This is a genomic window from Rhizobium sp. 25PS6 (assembly GCF_032464655.1).
Taxonomy (GTDB): Bacteria; Pseudomonadota; Alphaproteobacteria; order Rhizobiales; family Rhizobiaceae; genus Rhizobium; species Rhizobium laguerreae.
In genome coordinates, this window is sequence record NZ_JAWDIV010000024.1 from 14,821 (window position 1) to 35,523 (window position 20,703).

Sequence of the window (20,703 nt, forward strand, 5' to 3'; positions counted from 1 at the left end):
GAGGGAACATGATCTATTCCGAAGAGAAATCCGCAGGTTTGGCCGTGCCGCTGATCGCCATCCTGCTGGCAATCGCCGGCATTGTCGCCGTGCTTGTCGCCACCGGCGGCCGGCATGATAGCACCGCCGGCCGCGTCTGGGTTCCGCAGGCTCAACAGCAGGGGTCAGGACAATGAAAGCCATCGCATCCGTCGTCTTTGGGATCTTAAGCTCGGTCGGGGCCTGCATGGCTGCCGCATCTGGCGCGTCCTACGTCGTCGCGAACTCGGAACCTCATGCCTTTAAAGACCTGACGTCGCGCGATCTGTGGACGACGGCACCGGTGAAAGTCGATATCCGGCAGCAGCAATACGAGCGAATTCCGCCTCTCTACTCCAGCTACGTCACTGAGGCGCCTGCTATCACCACCTCCAGGGCGAAGCCGGTTTCCGATCGCCCGTCAACAGCCGAACTCCAGACACCGCAGCCAAAGCTTTCTGCCGAGCACCTTGCTTGGTGCGCGCAACGCTACCGTTCCTTCGACCCTGCGACCAATAGCTATCGATCCTATAGCGGCGGGATCCGCGAGTGCTCTTCGCCGTTCCAGAAGATCGTCGCCGAAGCCGATGAGGGCGTCGCCACGAAGGTGAATGCACAGGCGGCGGCTCGGTGCGCTGCTCGCTACAGGTCGTATCGTCCGGAGGACAATACTTATCAACCACGGGAAGGACCAAGGCGCAGCTGCGGCACTTCAGATCTCGTCGCAACGAGCGACTAACCGATCGGCTGTGGTGGCGAAGAAAGTACTGAACCGCACCGATGTGGTCACTCAGACCAAAGTCCATGTTGGAAACGCTGTGGTTGTGATAACGGGTTGCATTCGAACGTCGGAGATCGGGGATGGCGACGACGCTGATAACGGAAATCCAGCAGGCGCAGACAAGGCTTCCGTTCTTGAGCAGGGCGGACCGTGGCGCTCTTATCGTTCGCATCCTGCGCGAGCTGAAGACGCATAGGCAGCAGGTCCTCGGTCATGTCCCGGCTGAGCGCTGCGTTTGGATCGACACGCTGATTGAGTCCGTGTCCTCGACGATATCGGAAATCGCCGCCATGCAGGACGCCGAGTTCAATCGAGTCTTGAGCGAGTTCGAAAAGCTTATGGCGACGCTCGATGGAATTTCGCATGCGGAGAAGCGGTCAAAGATAATTCATTGAGAGGGTCACCGATGGGCGTTCAATTTAGCGCCCCACCGAAAGCGATCCCTGCGCGTCAGCGTTCCCTGCTCAAAGGGCGCCCAAGAAAAGCAAGATGGCTATCAAGCTCGATGGCGCAGGGCGTCCACGAGCGCCACGAAAGCCGGAGAGGACTGCCTTCTGCTGGGGTAGTAGAGATGGTAGCCATCCCAATGTGGGGAAAAGGCCTCCAGCACGCGTCTGAGACGACCTTCCGCAATATGAGGTAGCGCGATGTCTTCCGGTACGTATGCCAGGCCAAGTCCGTCCAGCGCCGCTTCCACACTCTGATAGGCGTTGTTGAAGGCAAGCTGCCCCTCCACCCTGATCCTGATCTCTTTCCCATTGTCTTCGAACTCCCATGCCCAGAAGCCGCCATATGTGGGCAGGCGCTCGTTGATGCAGTTGTGGCGGACGAGATCCTGCGGATGCTCCGGAACCCCATTGCTGTCGAAATAAGAGGGCGTGCCGACGACGGCAAACGGGAAATCAGGGCCGATGCGTGTGGAGATCATGTCTTTCGCCACCTGCTCTCCCATCCGGACGCCGCCGTCGAAGCGCTCTGTCACGATGTCAGACAGCCCGTTCTCGCGTATCAGCTCCACCTTGATGTCAGGGTTGTTCGGTAGGAAGCGCTGGAGTTTCGGCCAGATGATCCATTTGATCGCGTGATCGGATGCCGTGATGCGAATGTTCCCCGCGGGCCTGTCCCGGAGCTCGGTGAGAGCGTCGAGTTGAGCATCGATCTCGTCGAAGTGCGGTCCCACGCCTTGGAACAACTGCTCCCCTGCGTCGGTGAGCGAAACGGCCCGCGTGGTACGGGTCAGAAGCCGGATTCCAAGCCGCGTCTCGAGCTGGCGGACAGTGTGGCTGAGCGCCGATTGAGATACGCCCAATTTCGCAGCCGCTCGCGTAAAGTTCTTCTCCCGGGCGACCGCCAGAAAGGCCATCAAGTCGTTGACGCTCTCGCGGGGCATTCACGATCTCCTTCGGATCAAAGGGCGGTTGTACTGAATTTGCAGAGACTGGACATTGAAATCATCGTGAACACCTGCCCGGCCGGTTCGCACTGGAACAAGTTGCGGCGCCGGCCATTTGTCGTCCATGAAAACAGCCCTGCCGATCTCGCTGCTCGCTCTGGCCTTCTCCGTTGGCGGTGCAGCCGCGCGGGAGCTCCGACCCGAAGACATCAATACCGCGTCGTTTGCGTCCATCGGGACTGAGAAGCTTGCGCCGGGAGATCCAGACCCTGCGATCGTCCGTCTTCAGGTCCTGCTCGACCGCGCAGGCTCGTCTCCCGGCGTGATCGATGGCCTCCCCGGCGAAAATGTCGACAAGGCCGTGGCCGGCTTCGAGGCGATGAACAATCTTCCTGTCGATGGGAGGCTGGATCCAGAGGTCGCCTCCCGCCTTGAAGGCAATGCTCCTGTCGTTGATAGCTATGTCGTCTCGCCAGAGGATGCGGCGGGTCTGGTTGAGAAGATCCCTGAAGACTATGGCGAGAAGGCAAAGATGCAGAGCTTGGGATATACGAGCGTTGCCGAGAAGTTATCAGAGCGGTTCCACATGGGTATCGATCTCGTGCATGCGCTCAACCCGGCTTCGCAGTTTGCTCCCGGCGACACTGTGTGGGTGGTGAACCCGGGTCCTCCAAGGGACGGAAAGGTCAAGAGGATCGAGGCTGACAGGAAGACGGGGCAGGTGCTCGCCTATGCGGCGGATGGATTGCTGCTTGCAGTCTATCCCGCAACAATCGGAAGCGAAGACAATCCGGCGCCGTCAGGCAAGCACAAGGTCAAGGGCGTCGCGAGGATGCCGGTCTACAGATATGACCCGAAGCGCAACTTCAAGCAGGGAAAGAACAACAAGGTCCTGACGATCCCGAAAGGGCCGAACGGTCCTGTTGGTACGGTCTGGATCGACCTGACCGAACCGACCTATGGAATACATGGGACACCTGAGCCGAAGCTCATCGACAAGGTTGGATCGCATGGTTGCGTGCGGCTGACGAACTGGGATGCCGAAGAGCTGGCTGGCATGGTCAAGCCAGGCGTCATGGTGGACTTCGTCAAAGGCAGTTCCGCCGCTCCGAAGTGAACGGAATATATTTCTATTCCGATCCCTTCTCGGGTTTGCTGCCGATAGGACGTCGGGCGCTTCCCGGCATCCCCGACCGCCTGTCAGGCTACAAACTAATGCAGGGATCCCACGCCGATATCGAGCTTCGCTGCCATGTTCACCAGATGCGGCAACGTTCGGGCGTTCATCTTCCTCATGACCTGACCGCGATGAGCCTTCACTGTGATCTCGCTAATGTTCAATTTGAACGCCACCTGCTTATTCAGTAGCCCTTCGGCGACGAACTTCATGACTTCCCGCTCTCGCGGCGTAAGCGTCCGGTAGTTTCCCTCGAGGCGACCTATCTCCACGGTGGCCAGAATGGCCGCATCAATCTTTTCCGTGAGAGCGTTCAAGTCGAAGGGCTGTGGTATGAAGCTGACATGAAATTTCGTTGCATTCACGGTCATCGCTTGACCGCCATGGCCGGTGAGGACGATCACCGGGCAACGGATAGCATGCGCGCATATTAGATGTGTCAGATCAGACGCGGTGAGATCAGGCAGCCTCGCGTCAAGAACAACGCAACCTAGAAAGTCCGCCCCTGGGCATGGCAGAAATTCCGTTCTAGATTTATAAAGGTGCGGCTGCCAACCGTTTAAGCAGATGTTTGCGTTTAAAGCCGAAGAGATAGTATCGTCGTCACTCAAGATGACGACGATTGCGTCTTCCGGTGAGAGTTTCTGCGCCTTGCGCGTTGTGGCATGCGGGTGGTTGCCGGTGTACATTGCCATTCTCCTTTAAATTGTGTCGAGAATCTGTGGGCAAAGATCTTAGAAATGAATTGTACTCGCGTCCGACTGTTGATTGTCGCGATCGCTGCTGGAATTTCTTTTAGTGGATAGCGATTCAAAATGGGACTTAAGTACTATGAGAGATTCTGAAAAAATCTGAATCGCTGCTTTGGTGCGCGGCCCGTGCCCTTGGAATAGGGGGCGTTTCTATGGTTTTATGGCCTAAATACCATTGCCTGGACGGATGAGAGAGTGCTTTGGGACAGATCGAGCTAGGCCTTTTCGAGTTCTGCGGTTGGGAGCTTGACCTCGCTAAGCGAGAGCTGCGTGCCATGGGAGCGCCAGTACCCATCGGCAGTCGGGCATTTGAAATTCTGGAAACACTCGTGGTTTCGGAAGGTGGTATTGTATCCAAAGACGACCTTATGAAGCGCGTTTGGCCCGGACTCGTCGTCGAAGACAATACAATTCAGGTTCACATATCGGCAATTCGTAAGGCGCTCGGAAAAGATAGGAATTTGCTGAAGACCATTTCTGGTCGAGGCTATCGTATCCTCGGCGCGTGGACGTGCCATCGTAAATCAGCACACGCGCCGGCGCCGACGCCTCCCATCCACCCGCGGTCAACTAGGAATTCGTTTTTTACGAATATTCCGGCCTCGATGTCTGATTTGGTGGGCCGCGAGACGACGATTACCCAAGTCCTGAACCTGACTTCTGCCTATCGAGTTGTTACGCTGACCGGCCCCGGCGGTATCGGAAAGACCGTGCTTGCGTCGGAAATCGCCCGCCGTTTGCTGCCATCGCTGGACGGCGACGCCTTCTTCGTAGAACTTGTATCCCTGTCGGATCCGAGCCTTGTTCCCACAACGCTGGCTCAAGCCCTCGATTTGCATCTTCAGGGAGACGACATTTCCGCAGAGCTGGTGGCGCGCGCCATCGGAACGAGGAAGATGTTGTTGGTGATCGACAATTGCGAACACGTCATCGACGCAGCCGCCGCAATGGTCGAGGCGATCGTGCGCGCTTGCCAAAACGTATCGGTGCTCGCGACAAGCCGAGAGCTTCTCCGTATCGAGGGCGAATTCGCTTACCGCGTGCCCCCGCTCGAGGTTCCGGCGAGCGAGGATCTCGGCAACGCTCTGGAACATAGTGCAGTCCAGCTCTTCATCGCTCGCACCCGGGCCTTGCTATGGGATTTTTCGCCAAGCGAGGAAAGGCTGTCTGCCATCGCGACGATATGTCGGCATCTCGATGGAATTCCGCTCGCCATCGAATTTGCCGCCGCCCGCGCTGCGACCCTCGGTCTCCAACAGATCGCCGGCCGACTGGACGATCGCTTTGTCCTGCTGACCGGCGGACGTAGGACGGCTCTGCCTCGCCATCAGACACTCCGCGCGGCGCTGGACTGGAGCTATGAATTGCTGCCGGAAGCCGAACGCCAGCTGCTTTGCAGTTTGGCGATCTTCCCGGCGGGCTTTACGCTGGATGCCGCCGTGGCGGTCAGTGGGGAGACCGAGGCGGAAACGGCTCTCGCTATTTCTAATCTCGTCTCGAAGTCTCTGGTGACATTCGAAGGAGCGGAAACAGGTCCTCGCTGGCGTCTCCTCGAAACCGTGCGGGTGTACGCGCGCGAAAAACTCGGCGTCCGTGATAGCTACCAACGCGCCATGCGTCGGCTGGCGAAGTACTTTCTGTCGTTCTTTCGGCCGTTTTCGGAGGAGCGCCATCTTCAGGCTGCGATCGAAGATATTGCTCGCTATCGCCGGGAGATCGACAATCTGCGTGCCGCGTTGAGATGGGCACTCTCGCCCGATGGGGACGGAATTCTGGGCGCAAGGCTCGCCGCCACCACGAGCGACTTCTGGACTGCCACGTCGCTCGTTTCCGAGGCGGGTGACTGGGCGGAAAAAGCGCTCGAACAGATCGGCGAGGAGAGCGGAAGTCGCACGGAGATGGTCTTGCGATGCGCTCTCGGATTCGCGCTGATTTACACCCAAGGCATGAGCCATCGCGGCAGGGACCTGCTGACCGGTGCCTTGTCGCTGGCAAAGGCATTCGATGACTTTGATTACCAGCAGCGCGTGACATGCGCACTTTGGCTGTTCTCCGCCCGATCGATGGAATTGGAAGACGCGCTGGTGTTTGCGCGTGAATACGAGCAAGTCGTCAAGGGACGAGACATACAGTCCCGGGCTACGGCCGCATGGCTCGTGGGAATCCCTCAAACCTATCAGGCGGAGCACCAGGAAGCTGGCGAGCGGCTTGATTGGGCGGCGAGGCATTTCCCCTTCGACAATCGGCGCAAAGATATACTGAGGCTGGGGGCCGACGTTCGGACGTCCTCCATGGCCCACAATACGGTAAACCTGATCTCACGCGGTCAGTTGGACGCGGCGGTTCGAACGGCTGAGGAGTCGATCCGGGAAGCACGCGAAACAAGGCAGCCATTCGTCTTATGTGTTGCTCTCGCATGGTCGGCTGCCTTCGTTTCACTAAGCCTTGACGAAGTGCATCGAGCCAAGGAATACGGCGAAGAGTTGCTCGACCACGCATTGCAGCATGGCCTGCGCCCTTTTCACGCGGTTGGCCTATGCGTGAAGGGAAGTCTGGCGGCTCGATCGGGCGATCCTATGAATGGAATCGACGCGCTTCAATCCGGCATTGGTGAAATGCGTGAAGCCGCGTACCTGCTTTTTTATCCTTTTTTCTTATGCGAGCTGGCGTCTGCGTTGCAGGCGGCCGGTCGTTTTAATGAGGCGCTTCAGGAAATAGGAAATGCTCTGCATTTCTCGGAGCAAAAAGGTTACCGGTGGATGGTGCCAGAGATTTTGAGAAGGAAGGGCGAGATATTAGCCATTCAGAACATCAGCGACGCCTCTGATGTCCAAAACTTGTACCAACAGGCAATGCAGCAAGCCTCCGCGCAAGGCGGAATTTACTGGCAGATTTCGGCAGGAATCAGCCTCGTCGAATTCCTTGATCGCAATGCTGGAGGCGGATCGGCTCGCAATATCCTCCTTCCGATCTACCAGCAGTTCACGGAAGGATTTTCCAGCGTCAAACTGTCACGAGCAAAGATGCTGATCGACGGTCTGGGCTGAAGCGAAGGCCGAAAATCGCTGCACGACAGTCCCTGCGTCGCAACCGAAATCAGATATGGACCCACGTCCATGTCACATGGAGCAAGGCCGCCGGAAAACCGGCGACCAGGCAGGCGGCCGAAACGCGTTTACGTTCTGACTGAACGGAACGCAGTGCGGAGCTCTTCGCAGAACACCGCCGTCTGCTCCCAAGCTGCGAAGTGCCCGCCCTTCGCGAGCCTGTTGTAGTGTATCAGGTTCGGGTAGGCCCGCTCCGTCCAGCTCCGGGGCGCCGCATAGATTTCGTCGGGAAATACGCTGACCGCCACCGGAATCTTGACATTCTTCACAGCGAAGAATTCAAGCTTATTCTCCCAGTAAAGGCGTGCCGACGAGACGGCCGTGTTCGTGAGCCAGTAGAGGGTCACATTGTCAAGGATATCCTCTCGTGTCAGGCCTTCCGTCTCGCCGTCGAAGACGCGGGCAATCAGCTCGTAGCTCCGGATGTCGTGATCGATCATCCACGCGGCAAGGCCAACGGGTGAATCCGCAATGCCGACCAAGGTCTGCGGGCGGTTTGCCATTTCGATCGCGTAGCCGAGGCCATGCTTGTAGAAGTCATCGAGCTGGTTGTAGGCGTGTTCCTCGTCGGCCGACAGTCCTGCAGGCTTGGTGCCTCCCGGCCGCAGCGCGGCGGCGATGTCGTCCGGAACGGTGGCCGGCATATTGACGTGGATCCCGGCCAGCTCCGGCGGGGCGATCAATGCCATCTGCTCAGTCACGGCGTCGCCCCAGTCGCCGCCCTGAGCGACATATTTCGAGTAGCCGAGGCGTTTCATGAGTTCGATCCAGGCATGCGCGATCCGGATGGGATCCCAGCCTTTCTCGGTTGGCTTTCCGGAGAAGCCATAGCCAGGGATCGAAGGAATGACGACGTCGAAAGCATCTGACGCCGAGCCGCCGTGTGCAGTCGGATTGGTAAGGGGTTCGATAATCTTCATCTGCTCGATGATCGACCCCGGCCATCCATGTGTCACGATGATGGGCAGGGCGCCGTCGCGCTCAGCCTTCACATGGATGAAATGGATCTCGACGCCGTCGATTGTCGTCGTAAACTGGGGCAGGGCGTTCAGCCTCGCCTCGACCTTTCGCCAGTCATAGTCCTTTGCCCAATACCTTGCGAGCTTTTCGATGGTCGCGGATTGAACGCCCTGGGTATTGTCATCGACGATCTCGCGATCCGGAAAGCGCGTTGCTTCGATGCGGCGGCGGAGATCGTCGAGTTGGGCATCAGTCGCCTTGTATTTGAAGGGACGAATTTCCTCGCCACCGGCTTTGGACAGGGCGATCGAGGCTGGAAGGACGCTGAGCGCGCCCGCGGCCGCGACGGTTGCCAAAAGCGTGCGGCGAGTGACTGAGGATGAGATGGATGACATGGGCTCTCCTGGGTTCAGAATTTCGACGCGCCAAAGCTCTCATGTGCGGAGACGAGGTTCTATTGCACCAAGGTGTCGCCGATACCATTGGATCGGCTCCGCATGTGGATGGCAAAAAGACCCTTAGAGCTTGTCGAGGCCGACATTGGCGGAGCAACGGGGCCGGCTCCATTGAAGCGGCAGGTTCTTTCCTGCTCAAGGTGCGAAGGTCGTGAGGGCGAGATCATTGATGTCGTGGCCAAAGCGGGGATCTCTTGCTCGTTCAGTCGGCTAAAATCCGATCGAACTGGGCGAGGCCGCGGCCGATGTTCCGTTGAAACGGGGGAGTTCGATCATGGCAAAAGAGGAGAAGGCCGCCATCATCGCAGATGGCGGCCCAATCCAGATTCGGTCGTAACACTTGCAGCGGCCTTTCCTGTGCGCAGCGCCGGAAGCTCTCTTCATGGCACATGCCGGCCGTGCAAAATGGAGCCGTCAATCGGGCAGCGGCCGTCCTGAGCGCTCGGCGATCATGTATTGCGCATACCAGTCTGGCCAGTTCTCATCATGATTGCCGCCGGTGCGTTTCTCATGTTCGCCATGGGCAGCAGCGGCGCGGCGCAAGGCGCTCGCAAGGTCGCTCTCCGATGAAAATGCCGCGCCGGTGGCGGCGATGCGGCCCGGCAGCCTGGCCGTCACCTCCTGGAAGAGCCAGCCGTTTCCATCGGGGTCGCTGAACGATGCAAAAGATGAGTAACTGCCGCGAGTTGGATGCGGTCCGGCAAGACGACCCTCGTCGTCCTGATGATGGAAAACGCCGCCGACATCATGAAAGATACCGCTCATTGCAGCGCCTCGGGCGGCCAGCGCCGCATGAGCCGTCTCAATGTCGGAAACGATGAGATGAAGGCCTTGCGCTGAACCCGGCTTGGCGGAGGTGACGCCACTGCCGAAGATGACAGAGCACGGGGAGCCAGGCGGTGTCACCTGAACCACCCGGAAACCGTTCGCGCCGGAAACGTCGGCGTCCAGCCTCCAGCCAAGCCCGGTGTAGAAGGCCTTTGCTCGATCGACGTCGGAAACCGGAATAACCACGACTTCGAGCTTCATGTCGACGTCATGCACCTTCTCTGCGGCAGTCCTATTGCGTTCCTGGATAGACATTTTCAATCTCCCGTAATGAGCGTGATGGGCATTGCCCGTGACGCTGCGGACGATGCGCCAGCCCCGTGCGGCCGTCCATTGTCCCATGGTGTCGGTTCGATTGTTGCGGCGATAATCCGCGATGGTCGATGAAGACCGCGCCGGACGCCTGTGACGCCCGCATGCAAAAACGCCTCCGTTTGTCCGACAGAGCAGACCAAGACCCTTTGTTCACCCCTAAGGCGTGCGCTCGCCCCCGGCGGAATGTGTCCGCCGAGGGCCGCTTTGGCGCCTCGCAACGCGCTTGTTACGCTGCAAGCGCTTCAACAAGATCGCTCGTATTCACGATGGCGCTGGCGTAATTGGGCATGTTGATTTCCAACGCCGCATGCATCATCTCGTCCGAGTAGTCCGCAACGGCGTCCCTCACCACCGTGACGTCGTAGCCGAGTTCGGCGGCAAAGCGGACCGTGGCTTCGATGCAGGTGTGAGCAACCAGTCCGATGACGATGATCCTCTCGATCCCGTGCCGCTTCAGCTGCAAATCGAGATCGGTGTTGGCAAATCCGCTTGAGCACCAGTGTTCGGACGCAACGATCTCGCCTTTGGCCGGAACGAATTCGGCACGGAATTCTCCGCCCCAGGTCCCGGATTCGAAACTTCGGCGGTGCCACGCCGCGCGCTGGATCGGCGCCACGAATTTCCAGTTCTCATAATCGCCTTCTCGGTACCGGTGATGCATGGCGAAAAAGATGGGAAGCTTTGCAGCGCGCGCTGCGGTCAAGACCTCCTGCATATGTGGCACGCAGTTGTTCGCTTCCGCCACCTCCTTGATCCGAGGCCAGATCTTTCCGCCCTCAGAGATAAAGTCGTTATAGGGGTCGACCACCACCAGGCCGGTGTTGTTTGGATCGTATGACAGGGATTTCATGGTGCTCTCCGTGCGGCAACTAGATTTAGACGGTCAGCTATTGCGGAGCGCGGCGCGCTCGATATTCGCGGCGAAGAGCGGCGTCTCGCCCTTATTGTGAGCGATGGACATCGGCTGGCGCTGCGTCCGGAAGATGTCGAATGGAATCCCCTGGCGGTCGAGGAAGGTGAGCATCTCGTCCGTCGCATAGGACCTGACGCGGTTGGTGAACTCGCATCTCGCCTCGTCGATCCGCTTGGCGCTCAACTCCCAGGTCACGTGGATGGTCGTGCGCCCCGACGGGGTGAAAACGTCCGAGTGGGAGTCGAGGATCAGGTGATCCTTCTCACCGAGCGTCTCGACGTAATGCTGGACCATCAGGCTGCCGCCGATGGTCTCGACATTGATCGACATCCGTCTGCCGTCCGGCGCCGTGGTGAAGCCGGCGGCGATGTGGGCTGGAGAGCATTCCTGGTAGTCCTTCTCGGGCAATGTGAAGCACCAACGGGGGATGTCGATCTTCTCGATCGGCGCATTGATGATGGCGGAAAAGCTTGAATCGACGATCTGGTTCTCAACGCTGTGCATGTCATCTCTCCATTGTTCATCGTGATGGGCGGGCTGGCACGACAAGGCGTGCAATCCCGCGTAGTGGATTCTGTGTCGTCACAGGGAAACCGTTACCGAATATTGCGGTAGGCGCCGTGCGACTTGCTGGTTCACACGGGGCGCCTCTTCAGCCTACTTATCGGCCAAAGTCTGCGTGTAATGGCCGAGCCTCGACTCGATGTCTGGGTTCGTCTGCAGGCCCATCTCCATCAACCGGCCGATGTTCTTTTGCGCCACGGGACGCTGGACCGAGGAAATGAAGGCGTCCCAGCCGGCACCGATTTCCGGGTCGGTCGGCAGGCTGGCGAAATCGACCAGCCGTTTCGTATCCGCGATGGCTCCCCGGTCAAATCCGGAGATGCGCGCTGCAAGCGAGTCGACGAAGGGATCGAGCTTGTCGTCTGCGAACGAACGGTTCACGTAACCATATTGCTCGGCCAGTTCGCCGTTGATGTCGTCGGATCCGAGCAGGACTTCAAGCGCGCGCCCTCGGCCCATCAGCCTGGGAAGCCGTGCCATAGGACCGCCGCCCGGCACGAAGCCGGCGCCGACCTCCCATTGTGACAGAATGGCCTTTTCCCGGCTCGCAAAACGCATGTCGCTTGCCAGGGCGAGCTCGCTTCCGACCCCGGTGGCGCGCCCACGGATCAAGGCGATCGATACGACCGGCGCCTTGCTCAATCGCACCAGCATGTCGGGAAGCGGATGAAGACCCGTGCGCCCTGAGGGAAGGCTCGTCGACTCCTCCAGAGGCGGCGTGAAATTGTAGTGAGTCAGAAAGAAGCCCGGCACGTTGCTGTCGAACACGACGACCCTGAGGTTCGGATCAGTCTCGATGTCGGCGATAATCTTCTCGAGCTGCGGAATGGTCTCCGGACCGAAAATATTGAACGGAGGGTTGTCGAATGTCACCCGCCAATAGGCCGGCGTCCGCTTGTCCACTTTGATCTGGGATTCGTGTGCCGTTTCGGACCCGGGCTTTGATTGTACCGTGCTGTCCGGCTTGACCGGCGACTGGCCGGAGAGCGCAAGTGCTGGCAGCATCGGGACCGCAGCGGCTGTCAGAAACGTGGATGACGCGGCGACGACGGCGAGAGCAAGCCGGGACCGCAACCTTTTCGATGATGTGGGTGTCATGATTGTCTCCATGTCTGGGCTTGGTCAGCGAAATCCTTCGCTAGGGCTCGATTTCAAGAATGAGTTCGATTTCGACGGGCATTCCGAGCGGGATGCTGGTGGCGCCCAGAACGATGCGCGGCGGAATCCTTTCCGCTCCGAAGATGTCGAGCAGAAGCTCGGAGGCGCCGTCTGCCACCTTCGGATGTTCGCGGAACGTGTCGGATGTCGCGATATAGACGCCGAGCTTGGAAATGCGACGAACGGAGTTCAACGATCCCAGCTGCGACCTCGCGGCCGCGATACCGCTGAGGCAGGCGGTGCGCGCGGCATCATAGCCTTCCAGGGTCGACAGCTCCTCGCCGACCCGCCCGAAGTAGACGGGATCATGGCCAATCACCGGAAGCATGCCGCTCAGGAACAGCAGCGGCCCTGACTGGATCGCCTCGACATAGGCGCCGAAAGGCGTCGGCGGGGGAGGCAGCACGATCCCCAGTTCCAGCAGGCGCTCCTCCGGGTCGCGGCCTACCATTTTCCCAAATGTGCGCCGTTGTCGACGTGCAGCACCTCCCCGGTGATATTCGCTGACTCGGTCAGATACACGACGCCGTCGACGATCTCCTGGACGGCCGTGATCTTTCCCATCGGCGAAAGCGACTTGAGATAATCTTTTGGGTTCGTCGCATGCAGCGGCGTATCGACCACACCTGGCGACACCGCATTGATCCGGATGTTATCCCTGGCGAATTCGAGCGCCAGGCTCTTGGTGATGGCATTGAGGCCGCCTTTCGTGATCATAGGCACGGACGCCGTCACACCGGCGATGGGATGATCCGTCAGCGACGACGTGATGGTGACGACGCTTCCTCCCGACTTCTGACGAAGCATCTGCCTGACAGCGCACTTGGTGAAGTGAAGGAAGCCTTCGACATTGGTGGCTGTGAGGCGCCGAAAGTCATCGATCGTGTAGTCGAGGAAGGGCTTGGTGACGAAGATGCCGGCGTTGTTGACCAGCGCGTCGATCGACCCGAATCGCTCGACGGCCCGCTGCGCCACACGCTCGGCGGTCTCCGGATCGGCGACATCGCCGTCGATCAACGCCAGCCTGTCATTGCGCTCGAACGCGGTCGTCTCGCTGACGCGTCTCGATGTCCCGACGACATTGTATCCCTTATCGAGGAAGGTCTTCACGAGGCCGGCGCCAATCCCTTGGGATGCGCCGGTGATCACCACTGTCTTGTGCAGGCTCATTTCCGCCTCCGTTATTGGTACGCACCGACCAGCCGCCCACCACCAATGGCCGGGCGCTACCTCGATCGCGAATTGTGTGTTGATCCGGCCTTCAGCCGGGAACGGTTTCGACATCTCCGTTGCCGTTCTGTCAGGAACATCTCGCCAAAAACGGTTGCCGCCTATTGTACGAAGGTGTCGCCGATACCTTTGGGTCGGATGGCGGGACCGAGCGTTGATCACCGGAGGAAGCCGAATCCGCGCGTTGGCGACACCATCGTCTAATGGAATCCGCTTTTTCCTTTCCGCATCCTCAGCAAGCCGGCTCGAGCCGGCGCTTCTTTAAAACCAAGCGGAAAGAGGTTCTGACATGCAGACGCATCTCCGAGAGATAACGGGAAACGAGGCGAAGACCGGCGACGGTCCTCTAGACGCGCTGATCGAGTTCTACAGGGCGTTCAACGCTGCCGACATGACGGCGCTGGAAGCCGTCTGGGTCGAGGGCGACGCTCCGAGCATGTACAATCCCATCGGCGGAATCCGACGTGGCTGGGGCGCGATTGCCGAGGGGTATTCCAGGCTTTTCGAAGGTCAGGCGAAGGTGCAGGTGGTATTCCACGACTTCACCAGCCAGGGCGGAGAAGACTGGCACCTCTTTGTCGGCCGCGAAAGAGGCCGATGCGAGACACCCGAGGAGAGGCTCGATGTAGCCTTTCGCACGACACGCTGGTTCGTTCGAACGAACGACGCCTGGCGACAACTCCACCACCACGGTTCCGTCGAAGACCCCGAGATGCTTGCAGACTACCAACGTTTGATTTTTGGGGGCAGGGCGAAAGGCAGCCAATACCAAGGTATCGCCGATACCAAGGTGTAACTGTGGTGCGAGCGGAAACTTGCCATACTTCTCCTCACGCAGCCGGTTCCGACTGCAGTCGAACAAGAAGGAGCGACAGATGAAGATCCTGATGGTGTTTACGTCCCATGACATTCTTGGCAGCACCGGCCGAAAGACGGGCTTCTGGCTCGAAGAAGGAGCTGCGCCCTATTATGTCTTTCGCGATGCCGGCGTTGAACTCGTCCTCGCCTCGCCCAAGGGCGGCCAGCCGCCGGTCGACCCGAAGAGCGATCTGCCGGAAAACCAGACGGAGGCGATGACGCGCTTCAAGCAGGACGCAGCGGCGCAGAAGGATTTCGCCAGCACCTTGAAGCTGGCGGACATGCGCTCGGAGGATTTCGACGCGGTGTTCTATCCGGGCGGCCACGGACCGATGTGGGATCTGGTCGACAACCCGGATTCGATCTCCCTGATCGAATCCTTCTACAATTCCGGCAAGCCGGTTGCCGCCGTCTGTCATGCACCTGCCGTGCTGCATCGGGTGACATATAAGGGCGCGCCGATCGTCAAGGGAAAACGCGTCACAGGGTTTGCGAACAGCGAAGAGGAAGAGGTTCAGCTCACCGACGTCGTGCCGTTCCTGGTCGAAGATGAATTGAAACGGCTCGGCGGACTTTATGAAAAAGCGCCGAACTGGCAGAGCTTTGCTATCACGGACGGGCGGTTGATCACCGGACAGAACCCGGCTTCTTCAACTGCCGGTGCGCAAGCCCTGGTCAAACTGCTTGCGGACCGGCCTGCTGTCGATTCGAGCGCCGCATAAGTCACAGCCGGGTGGCCAGCTGACAAACTCAGTATGCGTGGTCGCGAACGGGAGCGCCTGCGGATAGGCCGTGCCGCCCGCATGATCAGTTCGCTTGAGTCTTGTATGCGGCATCTTGCCGAACTGAAGCGACTCCCTTTACCGCACGAAGCGCATCGAGCGCGTCAGGATTGACACTACCGTTGACAATCATGAAGCGCTCGTGGCTTTGCACCTGTTCGAGGCCTTGCGACTTCAAGTCGCCGACGACCTCTCCCAAACTGCGGGCCTCGTTTTTGTCGATCCGAATGGTAACTTCAATCTTATCGGTCGTCATACCTCGCCGCTTCCTCTTGCCTGGAGCAGACCCTTGCCAACATCCCTAGCAGGCGAAGATAGAGGCTTTGTAAGCTGAATCAAGCGCGCCCATAGCGCCCATCCGCGAAACTTCGGATCGGACTGAGCAATAAGAGCCGCAACGCCGGCGACATGTGGGGTCGCCATGCTGGTACCATCCCATCGGTCATACTTGTCATCGGGCAAGCTCGAAAATATATCGACGCCAGGAGCGGCAATGTCCACTTCCTGACCAGGATTCAAACCGCCGCATGAGAACGACGCCGGCGCGAAGGAGCGATCCACGGCGCCAACTCCGAGGATCGTGGACGCGTTCGCCGGAGAACCAACTGGGTTAATCTGTTGAGGACGGGAACTTTCGTTCCCGGCAGCGGCAACAACTAAGGTTCCTGCGTCTAAACATACCTGCCCAATTTGCTCGTAGTCGTCACTCGGCGCATCTCCAATTTGCGTTGCAGCGCCTAACGACATCGAAATAACATGGCAACCTTCATCCAGCGCCCATTCCATGCCGGCAATGATCGACCGGTCAGTACCGAAGCCGTCGTCGCCCAGCACCTTTCCAGCGTAGATTTCCGCCTCATGGGCGATACCGTAGCGTGGGCCGCTGGTCGGTCGCAACGGACCGCATGCCGTGCCGATGCAATGCGTTCCGTGACCGTGAACGTCGCCATCGGAACTACGTGTCGCAAAGAGTTTCTTGGTGACGGAACGGCCGACAAAATCCTGATGAGTTTCGTCAAATCCGGTATCCAATACCGCCACCTTGATGCCGGCCCCGCTCAGCTCACCTTCGATAGCCCTGACAGCCTGCAGTCCCCAGGTGTTGCTGGTCTCTTCAAAGGCTGCCCGGGCCACAAGCCCCTCTGCTCCCTGCCTGCCCAATAAGCGATCGACCAGTTCGTTCACAGCGTCACGATAGCCGAGCAGGTAGTCACGGTCCAAATGGGTTGCAACGCCGCCCACCGTTGCCTGTGCGAGGTCTGGCCGCTTCGTCAGCGGGCCGCCGAGGGCGCGATAGGATCGCTCCGGCCGAGCAGCGCTGACGACCTTCCGCTGCATGGCATTTTGCAACATGGGCTTCAGTCTCTCGCCGTCCCGGCGCACAATTGCGATTCCGAAACGTTCAAAGTACTGAACATCAGCGCCATCGAAATCATTTGGCACCGCCACGGCGCTGCGAAAATCCTTGGACGACGCGACGCGGAAGCCGCCTTTTTCGAGTTGCTGTACACCCTCGCTCCTTGCTTTGGGTGTAAATCGCACCACCATGCCAAGACCCGATGTGCCGTCGCCCGGTGCGTTGACCCTGCCTCGCGTTGATTTCGCCATGATACCAACTCTCCCCCATCTTTCACGGTTTCAAAGCAATACAAAAGCCGCAAGATTGACGCGGCATACCCGTTAATCGAGCCGACACTCGCGTTCGGGACAGGTAGATCAATGCGGATTGACCAGATGTTTTTTCCGCTGTTTTGCCGCGAGAACACAAAGCTTCGCCGATTGAAAATTGGAGCGTTCGGCAAGCAAGCATAATAAATTGTACCTTGTAGGTCGATTTCGGGATGTACTTCCCCTGGCCGAAATCTCGGCGGCAAATATACATCTTATTGTTGAGTTGGCAAATGAAAATTCTAGTGGTCGTTCGTCAGTGTTTCATTGCTTTTCAGGTGGCCTATACTTCTGCATCTCCTCCCCATTGGTTTTCTTCGTTATTTTTGTGCCTGACAATACGAGGTGCGCTGAATCCGCACAGATATCGACTGGGTTTACGGGTAATTTACCAACTTTAAGATGAATAATAGCCCAATATGATTAGTTGACTTCGCGTTCTAGGTGTATGAATTATCCCGCGGGCTGGAAAACGGAGGGTGTTGCTAATGGCAATCGTTTTTCAATCGCACGGGGGTGCGGAGAAAAAACGTGCGGCTCCAGGGCCGAGCGTTCGGGCCGGGCGGCCAGCGACGGGTGACGTCGCGGTCGATGAAGAAGCTGACTTCGGTTATTTCGTACCGCCATTGGATGCGCCAGAGAATTACCTTCCCAACACGGCGGAGACGCTTGGGGAGCTCGATGAACTCGGCGAAATGATGATCGATGTTGTCGCGACGCCGACGAGCGAGGATCCGACGGAAGATTCCACGCTCCCGCCTGTGTTCACATATTGGGGACAATTCCTGGATCACGAGCTGACGGCCCGAACTGATCGCGAAGGGGCGATCTCGAGCATGGTCAACGCTCACCCGCCTGTCGCCTCGTCGACAGTGGAGAGCCAATTCAGGAATGCTCGCTCGCCCCGCTTCGATCTGGATAGTGTCTACGGCGGATCGGCCGTCGGCGAGGGGATCGATGCAGATGTTGTCAAAGTGATCTCCGGCCTTCGCCACCCCACGCTGAAAAACAAGATGCGGGTCGGGACAGCCGTCGATCCGGGGCCGCTTCCAGACAACCTCGACGAACATCGCGACCTTCCTCGTTATGGCCAGGTCCAGTCGTCTGTCCGAGAGGCGGCTTTACGTCTGGCTGAGGCCGCCATGACTCCCGAGGCGTTTCAGAAATTCTCTGATACCTTGCCCCAACGAGCGATAATCGGGGACAATCGCAACGATGAAAATCTCGTCGTCGCGCAGTTCCATCTGAGCTTTCTCCGGTTTCACAACAAGGCCGTCGACTATCTCGCATCGCATGACACCGGCTGGATCGCCGATTTCAGCTCAGCGCAGGCTCTGACAAGACTTCACTATCAATGGTTGATTGTAGAAGGATACCTCAAAGGCGTTTGCGATCCGGTTGTGGTGGACCGCGTCGTCGAGGATCGGGCATCTCATTTCTTCAAATTCAGAGCCGAGTTTGATGCCCGGAGGCAGAATACCCGGCTCGGAAATGCTCTGCCATTGGAGTTCTCCACCGCAGCCTATCGGTTCGGTCATTCCATGGTCAGAGCCTTCTATGACTACAACAAGAACTTTGGGCGGCCGGGCACCGGTTTTCTGAAGCGCGCCACCTTGCAGTTGCTATTCGAATTCACGGGCGGCGGCGGCAGGCTGGATGACGAGAAGAAGTTGCCTAAGAACTGGATAATCGACTGGACGCGCTTTACGGGAGCTGATCCCCATGATGCGGGCGATGGGGAGCCGGCCCGTCTTGCCAGGAGGATCGATACGGAACTTGCTCCGCCATTGCATACGCTGTTCAAGGAGGGGGAGGACCAGGCCGACCAACAGCTCAAGGAGTTGTTCAAGAACCTGGCAAGGCGGAACCTTCGTCGGGGCTACAATCTCAGGCTCCCGACGGGTCAGGCTTTGCACAAGCATCTCAAGCAAACTGGCGCGGTGCAGTCCTCGCCGATCCAAGATGTCTCAGCGCTGTTTGCCGCGAAGCCCAATCTGAAGAACTTCCTCGCCGGTACTGCATCGCGTTTCCACGAACGTACGCCGCTCTGGTTCTACATTCTGGCCGAAGCCGAGGCTGCAGGCGGAAACCGGTTGGGCGAAGTCGGGAGCTGTCTCGTGGCGTCGACCTTCGTGGGCGTGCTGCTGGCGGATCCGGACTCGGCTCTTTCGCGTGGGTTCACGCCCAGTCAGAGCCCTCTCAAGATGCCGGACAACTCGCCGATCGACTCGATCGTCAAGTGGATGCGGTTCGCGGCGGTGATGCAGTAGTACTCGCAAGACTGTTGCCTCGCCGCACCGCGGCGAGGCAAACCACCCTATCATCGGCGATTTACGAAGCCTTGGCTTCGAAAGCGGGGGCGAAATCACCCAGCGATTTTGCCTTGACGATCGTGGCCTCGATATCCTGCTCCACGATCGCTTCAAGATCGGCGAAGCTGTCGATGACATAGTAGATCGGCTGGAGGATATCGATCCGGTAGGGCGTCCGGAGCACGCTCAGCAGATCGAACGGCCGGAATTCGCAAGCCTTGCCTTCCATTGCCGCCTTCGCTTCGCTGGGCGATGAGACGATGCCCGCGCCGAAGCAGCGGCGTCCCTGCGGCGTATTGATCAGGCCGAATTCGACGGTGAACCAGAAGATCCGGAACAGGTGCCAGGAATAGCCCTTGCCGAGGCGGACGGCGGTTTCGCCGAAATGCCGGACGAAATTGGCATAGCTCTGGTTGGTGAGCATGGGGCAATGGCCGAAGACCTCGTGGAACAGGTCCGGTTCCTCGATATAGTCGATATGCTCGCGACGGCGCAGGAAGGTTGCGAGCGGGAATTTGCCTTGCGACAGAAGTTCATAAAAGCGCGAGGGCGGAATGAGCGCCGGCACGCCTTCGACGCCAAAGCCGGTGGTCTCGTTCAGGCGTCTGTTTACATCGACAAGCTGAGGCACCTTGTCGGGCTTGAGCCCCAGCATTTTGACGCCGTCCAGATACTCGCGGCAGGCGGTATCGGAAAGCAGCGTCATCTGACGCCGGTAGAGTTCGCCCCAGATCGCATCTTCATCCGGGGTGTAGTCGTACAAACCATCCGGGCCGGGCAGTTTGGCGGTGTAGCTGCTTTCCTTGGTCATAGGCTGATCCTCCCGAGAGCGGCGCTTTTCCTGCCATTATGATCCGAGTTTGGAGGATTTTCTTTTCTTTCATGCTGGCTATCGCCATAATGGTGGCAAATATTCCCGAAAGTGACGCCAAAAATGAAAGAACCTGGGAATTTTCGCCGCAAGCTTCTGCAACTCGTCCAGGCCGACGGCAGCCTTTCGCTGGCAGACCTGGCGGAAAAGGCCGGCATGTCGCAGAGCTCGGCATGGCGGAAGATCCAGGAACTGGAAGCCGACGGCGTCATCCGCAAGCGGGTGACGCTGCTTGATCCTGGCAAACTCGATCTCAAGCTCTGCGTCATCGCGCATGTGACGCTGGAGGATCACCACGAAGAGGCCGTGGCCTCTTTCGCTGCGGTGGTGCTGGAGCGGCCGGAGATCATGGAATGCTACGCCTTGTCCGGCGCCTTCGACTACATGCTGAAGATAAGGGCAAGCGACGTGGAAAGCTACGAAGCCTTCATGACCCGCTATCTCATGCGCAACCCACATGTGCGCACGGTTGTCTCGAGCTTCGTGCTACGTGAGCTGAAATTCTCGACCGAACTGCCGCTCTGATTTAGATATTTACGCAGGGCGATGCCGTCGACATCA

Annotated in this window: 21 protein-coding genes; 9 read left to right on the forward strand and 12 right to left on the reverse strand. The window is 58.8% G+C overall.

The genetic code is table 11. The features are described 5' to 3' along the window. The first annotated feature begins 8 nt into the window (after positions 1-8). The 3 genes from RWK44_RS28620 (at position 9) to RWK44_RS28630 (ending at position 1,194) form a co-directional block, all read left to right on the forward strand. On the forward strand, positions 9-176 hold the full coding sequence (locus tag RWK44_RS28620) for a hypothetical protein (protein WP_165503774.1): 168 nt from the start codon (positions 9-11) through the stop codon (positions 174-176). After that, positions 173-757 (forward strand): BA14K family protein, encoded by a 585-nt coding sequence (locus tag RWK44_RS28625; protein ID WP_316029777.1) that lies wholly within the window; start codon positions 173-175, stop codon positions 755-757. The genes RWK44_RS28620 and RWK44_RS28625 overlap by 4 nt, the downstream gene beginning before the upstream one ends. A gap of 122 nt (positions 758-879) precedes the next feature. Beyond that, entirely contained in the window at positions 880-1,194 is a 315-nt protein-coding gene (locus tag RWK44_RS28630) for a hypothetical protein (protein WP_025394182.1), read from the forward strand. Positions 1,195-1,295: 101 nt separating this feature from the next. On the opposite strand, the gene RWK44_RS28635 is transcribed toward RWK44_RS28630, so the two are convergent. Next, positions 1,296-2,189 carry a LysR family transcriptional regulator gene (locus tag RWK44_RS28635; protein ID WP_316029778.1) on the reverse strand — a complete coding sequence of 298 codons (894 nt, stop codon included), beginning with the start codon at positions 2,187-2,189 and terminating at the stop codon, positions 1,296-1,298. Between the two features lie 118 nt (positions 2,190-2,307). On the opposite strand from RWK44_RS28635, the gene RWK44_RS28640 reads away from it, so the two are divergent. Continuing rightward, complete coding sequence (locus tag RWK44_RS28640) at positions 2,308-3,309, forward strand: L,D-transpeptidase family protein (RefSeq protein WP_168281627.1); 1,002 nt, start codon at positions 2,308-2,310, stop codon at positions 3,307-3,309. A 95-nt stretch (positions 3,310-3,404) separates the two neighbouring features. Here the strand turns inward: RWK44_RS28640 and RWK44_RS28645 are convergent, their stop codons facing one another. Next, positions 3,405-4,058, reverse strand: a complete 654-nt coding sequence (locus RWK44_RS28645) for a response regulator transcription factor (protein WP_168281628.1) — start codon at positions 4,056-4,058, stop codon at positions 3,405-3,407. A gap of 263 nt (positions 4,059-4,321) precedes the next feature. On the opposite strand from RWK44_RS28645, the gene RWK44_RS28650 reads away from it, so the two are divergent. Next, positions 4,322-7,168 carry an ATP-binding protein gene (locus tag RWK44_RS28650; RefSeq protein WP_168281630.1) on the forward strand — a complete coding sequence of 949 codons (2,847 nt, stop codon included), beginning with the start codon at positions 4,322-4,324 and terminating at the stop codon, positions 7,166-7,168. A gap of 128 nt (positions 7,169-7,296) precedes the next feature. On the opposite strand, the gene RWK44_RS28655 is transcribed toward RWK44_RS28650, so the two are convergent. The 7 genes from RWK44_RS28655 to RWK44_RS28685 all read right to left on the reverse strand — a co-directional run bounded on the left by RWK44_RS28655 (position 7,297) and on the right by RWK44_RS28685 (position 13,591). Then, the gene (locus RWK44_RS28655; RefSeq protein ID WP_168281632.1) at positions 7,297-8,583 is read right to left on the reverse strand and encodes an epoxide hydrolase family protein; all 1,287 of its coding nucleotides are present in this window, start codon (positions 8,581-8,583) and stop codon (positions 7,297-7,299) included. A 474-nt stretch (positions 8,584-9,057) separates the two neighbouring features. Further along, entirely contained in the window at positions 9,058-9,726 is a 669-nt protein-coding gene (locus tag RWK44_RS28660) for a VOC family protein (RefSeq protein WP_077981247.1), read from the reverse strand. Between the two features lie 286 nt (positions 9,727-10,012). After that, on the reverse strand, positions 10,013-10,636 hold the full coding sequence (locus tag RWK44_RS28665; protein WP_025394189.1) for an isochorismatase family cysteine hydrolase: 624 nt from the start codon (positions 10,634-10,636) through the stop codon (positions 10,013-10,015). A gap of 33 nt (positions 10,637-10,669) precedes the next feature. Beyond that, positions 10,670-11,203: a hypothetical protein gene (locus RWK44_RS28670; RefSeq protein ID WP_132609789.1), complete on the reverse strand. Its 534-nt coding sequence runs from the start codon at positions 11,201-11,203 to the stop codon at positions 10,670-10,672. 153 nt (positions 11,204-11,356) lie between these two features. Continuing rightward, positions 11,357-12,361 carry an enoyl-CoA hydratase/isomerase family protein gene (locus RWK44_RS28675; protein ID WP_077981245.1) on the reverse strand — a complete coding sequence of 335 codons (1,005 nt, stop codon included), beginning with the start codon at positions 12,359-12,361 and terminating at the stop codon, positions 11,357-11,359. A 40-nt stretch (positions 12,362-12,401) separates the two neighbouring features. Next, positions 12,402-12,872: a RidA family protein gene (locus RWK44_RS28680; protein WP_222039440.1), complete on the reverse strand. Its 471-nt coding sequence runs from the start codon at positions 12,870-12,872 to the stop codon at positions 12,402-12,404. Further along, positions 12,866-13,591, reverse strand: coding sequence for an SDR family NAD(P)-dependent oxidoreductase (locus RWK44_RS28685; RefSeq protein ID WP_077981243.1), 726 nt, complete (start codon positions 13,589-13,591; stop codon positions 12,866-12,868). The genes RWK44_RS28680 and RWK44_RS28685 overlap by 7 nt, the downstream gene beginning before the upstream one ends. 349 nt (positions 13,592-13,940) lie before the next feature. Here RWK44_RS28685 and RWK44_RS28690 point away from each other — a divergent pair, with 349 nt between their 5' ends. Further along, positions 13,941-14,447, forward strand: a complete 507-nt coding sequence (locus RWK44_RS28690; RefSeq protein ID WP_316029779.1) for a YybH family protein — start codon at positions 13,941-13,943, stop codon at positions 14,445-14,447. Positions 14,448-14,526: 79 nt separating this feature from the next. After that, positions 14,527-15,231 carry a type 1 glutamine amidotransferase domain-containing protein gene (locus tag RWK44_RS28695; RefSeq protein WP_077981241.1) on the forward strand — a complete coding sequence of 235 codons (705 nt, stop codon included), beginning with the start codon at positions 14,527-14,529 and terminating at the stop codon, positions 15,229-15,231. Between the two features lie 85 nt (positions 15,232-15,316). On the opposite strand, the gene RWK44_RS28700 is transcribed toward RWK44_RS28695, so the two are convergent. Next, positions 15,317-15,547 (reverse strand): hypothetical protein, encoded by a 231-nt coding sequence (locus RWK44_RS28700; protein WP_003547661.1) that lies wholly within the window; start codon positions 15,545-15,547, stop codon positions 15,317-15,319. Continuing rightward, a complete protein-coding gene (locus RWK44_RS28705; protein WP_131663812.1) occupies positions 15,544-16,899 on the reverse strand; it encodes a S8 family peptidase in 1,356 nt (451 codons plus the stop codon). Before RWK44_RS28705 ends, RWK44_RS28700 begins: the two co-directional genes overlap by 4 nt. A gap of 548 nt (positions 16,900-17,447) precedes the next feature. Here RWK44_RS28705 and RWK44_RS28710 point away from each other — a divergent pair. Continuing rightward, complete coding sequence (locus RWK44_RS28710) at positions 17,448-19,229, forward strand: peroxidase family protein (RefSeq protein ID WP_316029780.1); 1,782 nt, start codon at positions 17,448-17,450, stop codon at positions 19,227-19,229. Between the two features lie 61 nt (positions 19,230-19,290). On the opposite strand, the gene RWK44_RS28715 is transcribed toward RWK44_RS28710, so the two are convergent. Continuing rightward, on the reverse strand, positions 19,291-20,082 hold the full coding sequence (locus RWK44_RS28715) for a phenylalanine 4-monooxygenase (protein WP_316029781.1): 792 nt from the start codon (positions 20,080-20,082) through the stop codon (positions 19,291-19,293). Between the two features lie 123 nt (positions 20,083-20,205). Here RWK44_RS28715 and RWK44_RS28720 point away from each other — a divergent pair, with 123 nt between their 5' ends. Continuing rightward, positions 20,206-20,667, forward strand: coding sequence for an Lrp/AsnC family transcriptional regulator (locus RWK44_RS28720; RefSeq protein WP_129420633.1), 462 nt, complete (start codon positions 20,206-20,208; stop codon positions 20,665-20,667). The last annotated feature ends 36 nt before the right edge of the window (positions 20,668-20,703 follow it).

Bases quoted from the DNA above. Each gene is read 5' to 3' on its own strand.
- RWK44_RS28620 (WP_165503774.1), top strand. From the start codon at position 9: ATGATCTATTCCGAAGAGAAATCCGCAGGTTTGGCCGTGCCGCTGATC.
- RWK44_RS28625 (WP_316029777.1), top strand. From the start codon at position 173: ATGAAAGCCATCGCATCCGTCGTCTTTGGGATCTTAAGCTCGGTCGGG.
- RWK44_RS28630 (WP_025394182.1), top strand. From the start codon at position 880: ATGGCGACGACGCTGATAACGGAAATCCAGCAGGCGCAGACAAGGCTT.
- RWK44_RS28635 (WP_316029778.1), bottom strand. From the start codon at position 2,189: ATGCCCCGCGAGAGCGTCAACGACTTGATGGCCTTTCTGGCGGTCGCC.
- RWK44_RS28645 (WP_168281628.1), bottom strand. From the start codon at position 4,058: ATGTACACCGGCAACCACCCGCATGCCACAACGCGCAAGGCGCAGAAA.
- RWK44_RS28655 (WP_168281632.1), bottom strand. From the start codon at position 8,583: ATGTCATCCATCTCATCCTCAGTCACTCGCCGCACGCTTTTGGCAACC.
- RWK44_RS28660 (WP_077981247.1), bottom strand. From the start codon at position 9,726: ATGTCTATCCAGGAACGCAATAGGACTGCCGCAGAGAAGGTGCATGAC.
- RWK44_RS28665 (WP_025394189.1), bottom strand. From the start codon at position 10,636: ATGAAATCCCTGTCATACGATCCAAACAACACCGGCCTGGTGGTGGTC.
- RWK44_RS28670 (WP_132609789.1), bottom strand. From the start codon at position 11,203: ATGCACAGCGTTGAGAACCAGATCGTCGATTCAAGCTTTTCCGCCATC.
- RWK44_RS28675 (WP_077981245.1), bottom strand. From the start codon at position 12,361: ATGACACCCACATCATCGAAAAGGTTGCGGTCCCGGCTTGCTCTCGCC.
- RWK44_RS28680 (WP_222039440.1), bottom strand. From the start codon at position 12,872: ATGGTAGGCCGCGACCCGGAGGAGCGCCTGCTGGAACTGGGGATCGTG.
- RWK44_RS28685 (WP_077981243.1), bottom strand. From the start codon at position 13,591: ATGAGCCTGCACAAGACAGTGGTGATCACCGGCGCATCCCAAGGGATT.
- RWK44_RS28690 (WP_316029779.1), top strand. From the start codon at position 13,941: ATGCAGACGCATCTCCGAGAGATAACGGGAAACGAGGCGAAGACCGGC.
- RWK44_RS28695 (WP_077981241.1), top strand. From the start codon at position 14,527: ATGAAGATCCTGATGGTGTTTACGTCCCATGACATTCTTGGCAGCACC.
- RWK44_RS28700 (WP_003547661.1), bottom strand. From the start codon at position 15,547: ATGACGACCGATAAGATTGAAGTTACCATTCGGATCGACAAAAACGAG.
- RWK44_RS28705 (WP_131663812.1), bottom strand. From the start codon at position 16,899: ATGGCGAAATCAACGCGAGGCAGGGTCAACGCACCGGGCGACGGCACA.
- RWK44_RS28710 (WP_316029780.1), top strand. From the start codon at position 17,448: ATGGCAATCGTTTTTCAATCGCACGGGGGTGCGGAGAAAAAACGTGCG.
- RWK44_RS28715 (WP_316029781.1), bottom strand. From the start codon at position 20,082: ATGACCAAGGAAAGCAGCTACACCGCCAAACTGCCCGGCCCGGATGGT.
- RWK44_RS28720 (WP_129420633.1), top strand. From the start codon at position 20,206: ATGAAAGAACCTGGGAATTTTCGCCGCAAGCTTCTGCAACTCGTCCAG.